Origin of the sequence: Acinetobacter sp. RRD8, assembly GCF_031844225.1 — a bacterium.
In the GTDB taxonomy this organism is placed as follows: domain Bacteria; phylum Pseudomonadota; class Gammaproteobacteria; order Pseudomonadales; family Moraxellaceae; genus Acinetobacter.
Genome location: NZ_JAUZUU010000013.1, coordinates 54,283 through 66,741, shown reverse-complemented (window position 1 = coordinate 66,741; position 12,459 = coordinate 54,283). Strand labels below are relative to the sequence as shown.

The 12,459-nt window shown below is 44.6% G+C and carries 8 protein-coding genes and 1 tRNA gene; all 9 read left to right on the top strand.

Features of this window, described 5'->3' with window-relative positions; translation table 11 throughout:
• Positions 1-50 precede the first annotated feature (50 nt).
• The 9 genes from Q9R24_RS11670 (at position 51) to rpoC (ending at position 12,389) form a co-directional block, all read left to right on the top strand.
• A tRNA-Trp gene (locus tag Q9R24_RS11670) sits at positions 51-126 on the top strand.
• Positions 127-200: 74 nt separating this feature from the next.
• A complete protein-coding gene (secE, locus tag Q9R24_RS11665) occupies positions 201-641 on the top strand; it encodes a preprotein translocase subunit SecE (protein WP_005245824.1) in 441 nt (146 codons plus the stop codon).
• A gap of 7 nt (positions 642-648) precedes the next feature.
• Positions 649-1,182, top strand: coding sequence for a transcription termination/antitermination protein NusG (gene nusG / locus Q9R24_RS11660; RefSeq protein ID WP_004278615.1), 534 nt, complete (start codon positions 649-651; stop codon positions 1,180-1,182).
• A gap of 119 nt (positions 1,183-1,301) precedes the next feature.
• Complete coding sequence (rplK, locus tag Q9R24_RS11655) at positions 1,302-1,730, top strand: 50S ribosomal protein L11 (protein WP_004278614.1); 429 nt, start codon at positions 1,302-1,304, stop codon at positions 1,728-1,730.
• 3 nt (positions 1,731-1,733) lie between these two features.
• Positions 1,734-2,429 carry a 50S ribosomal protein L1 gene (rplA, locus tag Q9R24_RS11650; RefSeq protein WP_004278613.1) on the top strand — a complete coding sequence of 232 codons (696 nt, stop codon included), beginning with the start codon at positions 1,734-1,736 and terminating at the stop codon, positions 2,427-2,429.
• 301 nt (positions 2,430-2,730) lie between these two features.
• Positions 2,731-3,237: a 50S ribosomal protein L10 gene (rplJ, locus tag Q9R24_RS11645; protein WP_004278612.1), complete on the top strand. Its 507-nt coding sequence runs from the start codon at positions 2,731-2,733 to the stop codon at positions 3,235-3,237.
• Positions 3,238-3,285: 48 nt separating this feature from the next.
• Positions 3,286-3,651 carry a 50S ribosomal protein L7/L12 gene (gene rplL, locus Q9R24_RS11640; protein ID WP_004278611.1) on the top strand — a complete coding sequence of 122 codons (366 nt, stop codon included), beginning with the start codon at positions 3,286-3,288 and terminating at the stop codon, positions 3,649-3,651.
• A 307-nt stretch (positions 3,652-3,958) separates the two neighbouring features.
• Positions 3,959-8,047 (top strand): DNA-directed RNA polymerase subunit beta, encoded by a 4,089-nt coding sequence (rpoB, locus tag Q9R24_RS11635; protein ID WP_005102827.1) that lies wholly within the window; start codon positions 3,959-3,961, stop codon positions 8,045-8,047.
• A 151-nt stretch (positions 8,048-8,198) separates the two neighbouring features.
• A complete protein-coding gene (gene rpoC, locus Q9R24_RS11630) occupies positions 8,199-12,389 on the top strand; it encodes a DNA-directed RNA polymerase subunit beta' (protein WP_004278609.1) in 4,191 nt (1,396 codons plus the stop codon).
• The last annotated feature ends 70 nt before the right edge of the window (positions 12,390-12,459 follow it).

Below are 12,459 nucleotides of genomic sequence, written 5' to 3'. Positions count from 1 at the left end.
ATAGAATAAGACAAGCAGGTTGGAGTTTAGGCTCCAACTTGTTGTTTTGCAGGTCAGTAGTTCAATTGGTAGAGCGTCGGTCTCCAAAACCGAATGTTGGGGGTTCGAGTCCCTCCTGACCTGCCAAGTTTTTAAAAAGACGCTTGATGTCGGCAAAATTGGTCATATAATAAGTCGCGAAACCTACGACGAGTACAAAAATGTCGAATGAAAAATCACGCGACGCATTAGGCGAAGCGGCAATTCCTCAAAGAAATAATCCTGCAGTAGATGTAAGTTCTGGTTCTCCATTAGACATGGTTCTATGGGTTATCGCCTTGATTTTATTGGTTGGTGCAATGATGGTAAACCAATATTTACCAGCGTATTGGGCACCTGCGAATGATGTTTGGGTGCGCGTTGGGGTGATTTTGGCTTGTATCGTTGCAGCATTCGGTTTATTATACGCCACCCATCAAGGCAAAGGCTTTATTCGTCTGCTGAAAGATGCACGAATTGAGTTGCGTCGAGTGACCTGGCCTACCAAACAAGAGACTATGTCCACATCTTGGCAAGTTCTTGTTGTAGTCGTAATTGCATCCATTTTATTGTGGTGTTTTGACTATATTTTAGGCTGGTTAATGAAGTTTATTATCGGGTAAGAGAGCTATGAAACGTTGGTACATTATTCATGCCTATTCAGGTTATGAAAAACAAGTGATGCGTTCGCTTAATGATCGAATCCAGCGTAGCGCTGTTGCCGATAGCTTTGGTGAAGTCCTTGTTCCTACCGAAGAAGTGGTAGAAATGAAGGATGGCAAGAAGCGTAAATCAGAGCGTAAGTTCTTTCCTGGCTATGTTCTAGTCGAAATGGAAATGAACGATGATACTTGGCACATTGTTAAAGAATGTCCAAAAGTTTTAGGTTTTATTGGTGGTACGGCTGAAAAACCGGCACCGATTACGCAAAAAGAAGCTGATGCGATTCTTGCGCGTGTACGCAATACTGGCGAAGCACCTCGTCCTAAGACGATGTTTGAACCAGGCGAAGAATTACTCGTAGTTGACGGTCCATTCACCGACTTTAAAGGTGTGGTGGAAGAAGTTCAGTACGAAAAGTCGCGTTTAACGCTGACCATTAATGTATTTAACCGACCAACTCAAGTTGAATTGGAATTTCGTCAAGTCGAAAAATCAGTCTAATTTGTATGGGTTGAAAACGCCCGACTTATTTATAAGTCAGGCATTGTTGTTGTAACGGTATCGTTACTTGAAATCATTGGGGAGCCTTCACCGGCGTTTGCACCCAGAGGTAATTTGAAATGGCTAAGAAGATTGACGGCTATATCAAGCTGCAAGTTCCAGCTGGTAAAGCGAATCCATCTCCACCGATTGGTCCTGCACTAGGTCAACGTGGTGTGAACATCATGGCATTCTGTAAAGAATTCAATGCTGCTACACAAAAAGTTGAAGCTGGTCTGCCAATTCCAGTCGTGATCACTGTGTACAACGACAAGTCGTTCACATTCATCATGAAAACTCCACCTGCTGCTGTTCTTCTTAAGAAAGCTGCTGGTATCCAGAAGGGTTCAGCTGTACCTAACAAAACTAAAGTTGGTAAGTTGACTCGTGCTCAAATCGAAGAAATCGCGACTACTAAAGAACCAGATTTGACTGGTGCTGATTTAGACGCACGTGTACGTACCATTGCTGGTTCTGCGCGTTCTATGGGCTTGGAAGTGGAGCTTTAAGACATGGCTAAATTAACTAAACGTCAAAAAGCGATTGTAGCTGCTGTAGAAGCACACAAAGTTTACACGCTAGAAGAAGCTGTTGCAGTTTTAGAGAGCCTTCCAGCTCCTAAATTCAAAGAATCTCTAGATATCGCGGTAAACCTAGGTGTTGATCCTCGTAAATCTGACCAAGTTGTTCGTGGCGCGACTACACTTCCTGCAGGTACTGGTAAGACTGTACGTGTAGCTGTATTCGCTCAAGGCGCTGCTGCTGAAGCTGCTAAAGCTGAAGGCGCAGACGTTGTTGGTTTCGACGATCTTGCTGAAAGCATCCAAGCGGGTAACCTTGACTTTGACGTAGTAATTGCTGCTCCAGATGCAATGCGCGTTGTAGGTAAACTTGGTACGATCCTTGGTCCACGTGGCTTAATGCCAAACCCTAAAGTGGGTACTGTAACTCCTGACGTTGCTACTGCAGTTAAAAATGCAAAAGCTGGTCAAGCACGTTACCGCGTAGACAAAGCTGGTATTATCCATGCTGCGATCGGTCAAGTAGGTTTTGAAGCTGCTGCTGTTCGTCAAAACGTTGAAGCACTTGTTGCTGACTTGAAACGTTTGAAACCTGCTACGTCTAAAGGCGTATACATTCAAAAGATCACTTTGAGCTCTACTATGGGTCCTGGTTTGATCGTTGATGTAGCAAACGTTTCTAAATAAGTCTCGACTTATTACAGAATTTTAAAGCCCTGAGTAAGTTTTAAAGCGCTGCTTTAAAACTTACGCAAGAAACGCTCCGTCGTATTTTGCAAACTTAGGCAAACTTTGAATTGATAAATGAAAATTTATCAGCGTCAAAGACCGCGGGCGAGGGGAGTTTTATGCTTCTCTCTTAATAGCCCAGCCTGCGTAGACGCGGTGGTGTGATTTGTTCATCCTCCGCGTGTGAGTCCAGTGATGGTCTTGCGAATTGGGAGTGTACTTCGCGTAAGTACATAAATCACCGTTAGGAGGTTTTACAATGGCTCTTCTTATCGAAGGCAAAAAACAGATCGTAGCTGAAGTAGCTGAAGTTGCTTCTACTGCATTTGCTGCTGTTGTTGCTGACTACCAAGGTTTGACTGTAGAGCAGTTAACTACTCTACGTGTTGAAGCGCGTAAACTTGGTGTTACTACACGTATCGTTCGTAACACTTTGGCTAAACGTGCTCTTCAAGATACTCAATTCAATATCTTGAACGACAACCTTGTTGGCCCAACAATCTTAGCTTTCTCGAATTCTGAAGACGACATGGGTGCTGCTGCACGTTTGTTCGAAGAATTCGCTAAAACTAATAAAGCATTTGAACTTAAAGCTGCTGCATTTGATGGCAAACTTTATCAAGGTGCAGAAGTTAGCGTAATCGCGAATCTTCCGAACCAAGAGAAAGCGCTTACTATGCTTGCAAACGTTCTTCAAGCTCCTATTTCGAAATTGGGCCGCTTACTTACAGCGCTTCAAGAGAAAAACGAGTCAGAAGCTGCTTAAGCTCAAACTTAAACACACATCATTCAATACCCATTTGGAGTTAATCTCATGGCTTTAACAAACGAAGAAATCCTAAACGCAGTTGCTGAAAAAACTGTTCTTGAACTTGTTGAACTTATCTCTGCTTTCGAAGAGAAATTCAATGTATCTGCTGCTGCTGTAGCTGTTGCTGCTGGTCCAGCTGCTGCTGCTGCTGAAGAACAAACTGAATTCAATGTTGAATTGACTTCTTTCGGCGCGAACAAAGTTGCTGTAATTAAAGCAGTTCGTGAAGCGACTGGCCTTGGCTTGAAAGAAGCTAAAGACATGGTTGAAGGCGCTCCTGCAGTTCTTAAAGAAGGCGTTTCTAAAGAAGAAGGCGAAGAGCTTAAGAAGAAACTTGAAGAAGCTGGTGCTACAGTTACTCTTAAGTAATTTCTTAAGGGAGCCGGTTTTTTTATAATCGGCTCCAAAAATTGGCTGATGGCTCTTGGGTCATCAGCCTTTTTGCGTTACAATAATCGGCTCGATTTTTGTTTGCATGATATAAAAATCATACAAATTGAAAATAAACATAATGAACAAACGTTTACCAATATTTTTCATTAAAAAATATTGATAAGCGTTTTAATACCACTAAAAATTGCAGCATTTGTAAAGAGTGGTGGCCATATCGGCCAGCGTAATTCCTTCTGAGCCCGTTCTGCAGGCGGGCTTGGTTTACACTTTCCGAGGACTCCAGATGGCATACTCATATACCGAAAAGAAACGGATCCGTAAGAATTTTGGTAAATTGCCTAGCGTCATGGATGCTCCGTACTTGCTCGCGATTCAAGTCGACTCGTACAGAACATTCTTACAAGATGGCAAATCACCAAAAAACCGCGAAGATATCGGTCTCCAAGCCGCATTTCGTTCAGTTTTTCCTATTGAAAGTTATTCTGGCAATGCTGCTTTAGAATTTGTTGAGTATAGTCTTGGTAAGCCTGAGTTTGATGTACGCGAATGTATTCTTCGTGGCTCAACTTATGCAGCACCAATGCGTGTAAAAATTCGTTTGATCCTGAAAGATCGTGAAACGAAGTCAATTAAAGATGTACGTGAACAAGAAGTCTATATGGGCGAAATGCCATTGATGACGGATAACGGTACCTTTGTAATTAACGGTACCGAGCGTGTGATCGTGTCACAATTACACCGTTCACCAGGCGTATTCTTTGACCACGATAAAGGCAAGACTCACTCAAGTGGTAAAGTCCTTTATTCAGCGCGTATTATTCCTTACCGTGGTTCATGGTTAGACTTTGAATTCGATGCCAAAGACCTGGTCTATGTACGTATTGACCGTCGTCGTAAATTGCTTGCGACTGTGGTGCTTCGTGCCTTGGGTTATAGCAACGAAAACATTCTCGACATGTTCTACGAGAAAGTACCTGTGTATCTTGACATGGGTAGCTACCAGATTGACCTGGTGCCTGAACGTCTGCGTGGCGAAATGGCACAATTTGACATCCTGGACAAGGATGGCAAGGCAATTGTTGAGCAAGGTAAACGTATCAATGCGCGTCATGTACGTCAAATGGAAGCTTCAGGTCTTGAAAAACTTGCAGTGCCAGATGAGTACCTGTATGAGCGTATCACTGCTGAAGACATCCCATTAAAAGATGGTGATGTGATTGCAGCCAATACTGTATTAAGCCATGAAATCATGGTGAAAATTGCAGAAGGCGGCGTGAAGCAGTTCAATATTCTGTTCACCAATGATATCGACCGCGGTTCATTTGTTGCAGATTCTCTACGTGCAGATACAACGAGCAATCGTGAAGAAGCATTGGTAGAAATCTACAAAGTGATGCGTCCGGGCGAACCACCAACCAAAGAAGCTGCTGAAAACTTATTCAACAACTTGTTCTTCTCTTCTGAACGTTATGACTTGTCTCCAGTTGGTCGTATGAAGTTCAACCGTCGTTTGGGTCGTCCTTATGAAGTGGGTACAGACCAGAAGTCGCGTGAAGTTGAAGGCATTCTCTCGAACGAAGATATCACTGATGTATTAAAAACATTAGTTGAAATCCGTAACGGTAAAGGTGAAGTCGACGATATCGATCACCTGGGTAACCGTCGTGTTCGTTCTGTTGGTGAAATGACAGAAAACCAATTCCGTGTAGGTCTGGTTCGTGTTGAACGTGCTGTTAAAGAACGTTTAAGCCAAGCTGAAACTGACAACCTGTCTCCGCAAGATTTGATCAATGCGAAACCTGTTGCTGCTGCAATTAAAGAATTCTTTGGTTCAAGCCAGTTGTCTCAGTTTATGGACCAAAACAACCCGTTATCTGAGATTACGCACAAACGTCGTGTTTCTGCGCTTGGTCCCGGCGGTTTGACGCGTGAACGTGCAGGCTTTGAAGTACGTGACGTACATCAAACTCACTACGGTCGTGTATGTCCAATTGAAACACCGGAAGGTCCAAACATTGGTTTGATCAACTCGCTTTCTGTTTATGCGAAATGTAACAACTTTGGTTTCCTGGAAACCCCATACCGTAAAGTTGTTGATGGTCGTGTAACAGATGAAGTTGAATACCTTTCTGCGATTGAAGAAGTAGGCACTGTCATTGCACAGGCCGATTCTGCAATGGATAAAGATGGTAATTTAACAGAAGAGTTTGTATCTGTTCGTCATCAGGGTGACTTCGTACGTATTCCTCCTGAAAAAGTAACGCATATGGATGTATCTGCTCAGCAGGTCGTATCTGTAGCAGCATCACTGATTCCATTCCTAGAACACGATGATGCCAACCGTGCATTAATGGGTTCGAACATGCAACGTCAGGCAGTTCCGACGTTGATTGCTGACAAGCCGCTTGTTGGTACCGGTATGGAAGCGAACGTAGCACATGACTCAGGTGTATGTGTGATCGCTCAGCGTGGTGGTCGTATCGAGTTTGTTGATGCGTCTCGTGTGGTTATTCGTGTGAATGAAGACGAAATGATCGCAGGTGAAGCAGGTGTAGATATCTACAACCTGATCAAATACACCCGTTCGAACCAGAACACTTGTATCAACCAGAAAGTTCTTGTGAACCTGGGCGATAAAGTAGGTCGTGGTGATGTACTGGCTGATGGTCCATCAACAGATGGCGGTGAGCTGGCATTGGGTCAAAACATGCGCGTTGCGTTTATGACCTGGAATGGTTACAACTACGAAGACTCGATCTTGTTATCTGAGCGTGTACTTCAGGAAGACCGTTTAACGTCTATTCATATCCAGGAATTGTCATGTGTTGCACGTGATACCAAACTGGGTGCGGAAGAAATCACTGCTGATATTCCGAACGTAGGTGAAGCTGCTCTGTCTAAACTGGACGAGTCAGGTATTGTTTACATCGGTGCTGAAGTAACTGCTGGCGATATCCTGGTTGGTAAAGTAACCCCTAAAGGTGAAACACAGCTTACTCCAGAAGAAAAATTGCTACGTGCAATCTTCGGTGAAAAAGCGGCTGACGTAAAAGACTCATCTTTACGCGTTCCATCAGGTACTAAAGGTACAGTCATTGACGTTCAAGTGTTTACACGTGACGGTCTTGAAAAAGACGAACGTGCTCAAGCAATTGAAAAAGCGCAATTGGATGCATACCGTAAAGACTTGAAAGAAGAATTCAAAATCTTCGAAGAAGCTGCACGTGAACGTGTAATCCGTCTACTGAATGGCCAAGAGTCGAATGGTGGCGGTACAACTAAACGTGGCGACAAACTGTCTGAAGACGTGTTGTCTGGTTTAGAGCTTGTTGATCTTCTTGAAATTCAACCAGTTGATGAAGCAATTGCTGAACGTTTAACTCAAATTCAAGTGTTCTTGAAAGAGAAGAGCTTCGAAATTGACGAGAAATTTGCTGAGAAAAAACGCAAACTTTCGACTGGCGATGAACTGACGACTGGCGTATTGAAAGTAGTTAAAGTTTATCTTGCTGTAAAACGTCGCATCCAACCGGGTGATAAGATGGCGGGTCGTCACGGTAACAAAGGTGTTGTATCAAACATCTTGCCGGTAGAAGACATGCCACATGATGCCAACGGTGTACCTGTTGATATCGTATTGAACCCGCTTGGCGTACCATCGCGTATGAACGTGGGTCAGATTCTTGAAACTCACTTGGGTATGGCGGCGAAAGGTCTTGGCGATCAAATCGACAAGATGATGAAAGAGCAACGTACTGTACTTGAGCTTCGTGATTTCCTGGACAAGATTTACAACAAAGTTGGTGGCGAACAAGAAGATCTTGATAGCTTGACTGATGAAGAAATCTTGAAACTTTCTGGCAACTTGCGTGCTGGTGTACCTTTGGCTACTCCTGTATTCGATGGTGCTGAAGAAGGTCAGATCAAAGAGTTGTTACAACTTGCAGGCCTGTCTAGTACTGGTCAGACCGTATTATATGATGGTCGTACTGGTGAGCGTTTCGATCGTCCGGTAACTGTCGGTTACATGTACATGCTGAAACTGAACCACTTGGTTGATGACAAGATGCATGCGCGTTCAACTGGTTCTTACTCTCTAGTTACGCAACAGCCGTTGGGTGGTAAAGCACAATTCGGTGGTCAGCGTTTCGGTGAGATGGAAGTCTGGGCACTAGAAGCTTACGGTGCAGCATATACGCTACAAGAAATGCTGACTGTGAAATCGGATGACGTTGAAGGCCGTACCCGTATCTACAAGAACATTGTAGATGGCAACCATTATATGGACCCGGGCATGCCTGAATCGTTCAACGTATTGACCAAAGAGATCCGTTCTTTAGGTATCAACATTGAACTGAAAAATGGTGACTAATTAGTTCCATTTAATCTCCCCAAACCCCTCTTTGATAAAGAGGGCTTCCCCCTTAACAAAGGGGGACTGAGGGGGATTAAAATTCAGTTAAAAAACAATATTTGTGACCCAGTTGTTGAGTGAAAATCTCCACAACACACGGAGAAAAAAATTGAAAGACTTGCTCGATATCATGCGCAAAAAGACGGATTCAGACGGTCATGCTCCAGTAGAGTTTGACCGCATCCGTATTGGTCTTGCGTCACCAGAAATGATTAAGTCATGGTCTCACGGTGAAGTTAAAAAGCCAGAAACCATTAACTATCGTACGTTCAAGCCTGAACGTGATGGTTTGTTCTGTGCCAAAATCTTTGGTCCAGTGAAAGATTACGAATGCTTGTGTGGTAAATACAAGCGTATGAAATACAAAGGCGTCATTTGTGAAAAATGTGGCGTTGAAGTAACAACTGCGAAAGTTCGTCGTGAACGTATGGGTCACATCGAGCTGGCATCTCCAGTTGCACACATCTGGTTCTTGAAATCATTGCCTAGCCGTATCGGTCTATTATTAGACATGACGCTACGTGATATTGAACGTGTATTGTATTTCGAATCTTATGTAGTTACCGATCCGGGTATGACTCCATTTGAGAAATACCAACTTCTAAATGATGAAGAATACTTCAATGCATTAGAAGAACACGGTGATGAATTCACAGCGAAAATGGGTGCTGAAGCGGTTCAAGACTTGTTGAAAGACATCGATCTTGAAGCTGAAATTGCACGTCTTCGTGAAGAAATTCCTGTTACAACTTCAGAAACCAAGCTGAAAAAAGCGTCTAAGCGTTTGAAGTTGATGGAAGCATTCAACGATTCGAACAACAAGCCAGAATGGATGGTGTTAACTGTACTTCCAGTTCTTCCACCAGACCTCCGTCCGCTTGTACCACTTGAAGGTGGTCGTTTCGCGACTTCTGACCTGAACGATCTTTATCGTCGTGTGATCAACCGTAACAACCGTTTGAAGCGTCTTCTTGACCTTGCAGCGCCAGACATCATCGTACGTAACGAAAAACGTATGTTACAAGAGTCTGTAGATGCATTGCTGGATAACGGTCGTCGTGGTCGTGCAATTACCGGTTCGAACAAGCGTCCGCTTAAATCTTTGGCAGACATGATCAAAGGTAAGCAAGGTCGTTTCCGTCAAAACTTACTTGGTAAGCGTGTTGACTACTCTGGTCGTTCGGTAATTACTGTTGGTCCAAACCTGCGTTTGCACCAATGTGGTCTTCCGAAGAAAATGGCACTTGAACTGTTCAAGCCATTCATTTTCGCGAAACTACAGGCCTCTGGTCAAGCAACCACCATTAAAGCTGCGAAGAAAATGGTTGAGCGCGAAACCCCGGAAGTTTGGGACGTTCTTGCTCACGTGATTCGTCAACATCCAGTGATGTTGAACCGTGCGCCAACCCTTCACCGTTTGGGTCTTCAAGCATTTGAACCGATCCTGATCGAAGGTAAAGCGATCCGTCTACACCCACTCGTATGTGCTGCGTTTAACGCCGACTTCGATGGTGACCAAATGGCGGTACACGTACCATTAACACTTGAAGCTCAGCTTGAAGCTCGTGCGTTAATGATGTCGACGAACAACATTCTGTCTCCAGCGAACGGTGAGCCAATCATCGTACCGTCTCAGGACGTGGTCTTGGGCTTGTATTACATCACGCGTGATGCAATCAATGCCAAAGGTGAAGGCATGGTGTTCGCGGATACTCACGAAGTAAACCGTGCACTGGCAACAGGTCAGGTTGATCTACACGCTCGCGTTAAAGCACGTGTACACCAGACTGTGATCGACGAAGATGGTAACCGTGAACAGCAAACCATTATTGTAGATACGACGCCTGGTCGCTGCCTACTTTGGGAAGTTGTACCTGAAGGTATGGATTTCCAGCAAATTAACGTTGAGATGACTAAGAAAAATATCTCGAAGTTAATTAACTCTTGCTACCGTAAATTGGGTCTGAAAGATACTGTTATCTTCGCTGACCAATTGATGTACTTGGGCTTCCGTCAAGCGACGCGTTCAGGTGTATCTGTCGGTATGGAAGACATGGTTATTCCACCGCAAAAACAAGCAATTATTGGTAAAGCGGAAGCTGAAGTTCGTGAAATCGAACAACAGTTCGAACAAGGCTTCGTAACTGCCGGCGAACGTTATAACAAAGTGGTCGATATTTGGGCGCGTACCAATGACCAGGTTGCTAAAGCGATGATGGACAACTTGTCTTTCACCACTGTGAAGAACAAACAGGGTGAAGATGAGAAGCAAAAATCATTCAACTCGATCTACATGATGTCTGACTCGGGTGCCCGTGGTTCGGCAGCTCAGATTCGTCAGTTGGCGGGTATGCGTGGTTTGATGGCGAAGCCGGATGGCTCGATCATTGAAACCCCAATTAAAGCGAACTTCCGTGAAGGTTTGACCGTACTTCAGTACTTCATCTCGACACACGGTGCGCGTAAAGGTTTGGCCGATACAGCACTGAAAACTGCGAACTCTGGTTATTTGACTCGTCGTCTAGTAGACGTTGCGCAGGACTTGGTCATTACTGAGCCGGATTGTGGTACGTATGACGGTCTGGTAATGACTCCGTTCATTCAAGGTGGCGATGTAATCGAAAACCTGGGTGCACGAGTATTGGGTCGTGTGGTTGCTGAAGATGTGAAACGTGTAGGTACAGACGAAGTTCTGCTTCCACGTAATACTTTAATTGACGAGAAACTGGCGACGTTTATCGAAAGTCAAGGTGTCGACGAAATTAAAGTACGTTCAGTCGTGAACTGTGCGTCTACCTTCGGTGTATGTGCGAAATGTTACGGTCGTGACCTAGCACGTGGTCACCAGGTGAACCCGGGTGAGTCTGTTGGTGTAATGGCAGCTCAATCGATTGGTGAGCCAGGTACACAGTTAACGATGCGTACTTTCCACGTCGGTGGTGCTGCAAGCCGAACTTCTGCTGCAAACAGCGTACAGGTTCGTAACCAAGGTACAGTACGTTTCCACAACGTGAAAACAGTACAACATGCCAAAGGTCACTTGGTATCGACTTCACGTTCAGGCGAAATCGGTATTGCGGATGATTTAGGTCGTGAGCGCGAGCGCTATAAACTTCCTTACGGTGCGTCTATCTTGCTGAAAGATGGCGAAGCTGTAGAAGCAGGCGGTATTGTGGCGACTTGGGATCCGCATACACATCCATTGGTAACAGAAGTTGCTGGTAAAGTACGTTTCAGCCAGATTGCTGATGGCGTGACGGTTACTTCTAAAACTGATGATGCAACAGGTATGTCAACCATTGAAATCTTGCCAGTGACTTCACGTCCTGCGTCAGGTAAAGATTTGCGTCCTGCTGTTGTGTTAGATACCGTTGATGGTGGCGAACAGTTCTACTTCCTGCCACAGAACACGATTCTTTCTGTTCGTGATGGCGAAACGATTGGTGTCGGTGATGTCATCGGTCGTGTACCACAAGAAACTTCACGTACCCGTGATATTACCGGTGGTCTGCCGCGTGTAGCTGACTTGTTCGAAGCACGTAAGCCAAAAGAGCATGCAATCCTTGCAGAAGTGTCGGGTGTTGTAAGCTTTGGTAAAGAGACCAAAGGTAAGAACCGTCTGGTGATTACGCCGGATGATGGCTCTGAGATTTATGAAGAGCTGATTCCGAAATGGCGTACGATTAACGTGTTCGAAGGCGAACATGTGAACCGTGGTGAAACTATTTCTGATGGTCCACAGAACCCGCACGATATCTTGCGTTTGAAAGGCGAAGTTGCGCTTACAAACTACATCGTGAACGAAGTTCAGGATGTATACCGTCTGCAAGGTGTAAAAATCAACGACAAGCATATTGAAGTCATCGTACGTCAAATGCTGCGTAAAGTTGATATCACTGATGGCGGCGATACTAGCTTCATCAAAGGCGAACAAGTGGATTACATCCGCGTTGTTCAAGAAAACCAAGCAGTTCTTGCACAAAACAAGTTCCCTGCGAAGTTTGAACGTCAATTGATGGGTATTACGAAAGCATCGCTTTCTACTGACTCGTTCATCTCTGCTGCATCGTTCCAGGAAACCACGCGTGTGTTAACTGAAGCGGCTGTAACAGGTAAAGAAGATGACTTACGCGGCTTGAAAGAGAACGTGGTTGTAGGTCGCCTGATCCCAGCGGGTACAGGTTTGGCTTACCACTTGGAGCGTCGTCGTCAAGAAGCAGAAGCTGCAGAATTTGAACTGCACAATGATTTCTCTGATGTAGACCAAGCTCTAAGCCAGGCATTTAACGAAGAATTCTAATTCGAGTTAAAGCTGAGAAAAGAGACGCCTTCGGGCGTCTTTTTTTGTCTGAAATTTATAAATAAGACAG

Coding starts and splice junctions, on each gene's coding strand:
- secE (WP_005245824.1), top strand. CDS start 201: ATGTCGAATGAAAAATCACGCGACGCATTAGGCGAAGCGGCAATTCCT.
- nusG (WP_004278615.1), top strand. CDS start 649: ATGAAACGTTGGTACATTATTCATGCCTATTCAGGTTATGAAAAACAA.
- rplK (WP_004278614.1), top strand. CDS start 1,302: ATGGCTAAGAAGATTGACGGCTATATCAAGCTGCAAGTTCCAGCTGGT.
- rplA (WP_004278613.1), top strand. CDS start 1,734: ATGGCTAAATTAACTAAACGTCAAAAAGCGATTGTAGCTGCTGTAGAA.
- rplJ (WP_004278612.1), top strand. CDS start 2,731: ATGGCTCTTCTTATCGAAGGCAAAAAACAGATCGTAGCTGAAGTAGCT.
- rplL (WP_004278611.1), top strand. CDS start 3,286: ATGGCTTTAACAAACGAAGAAATCCTAAACGCAGTTGCTGAAAAAACT.
- rpoB (WP_005102827.1), top strand. CDS start 3,959: ATGGCATACTCATATACCGAAAAGAAACGGATCCGTAAGAATTTTGGT.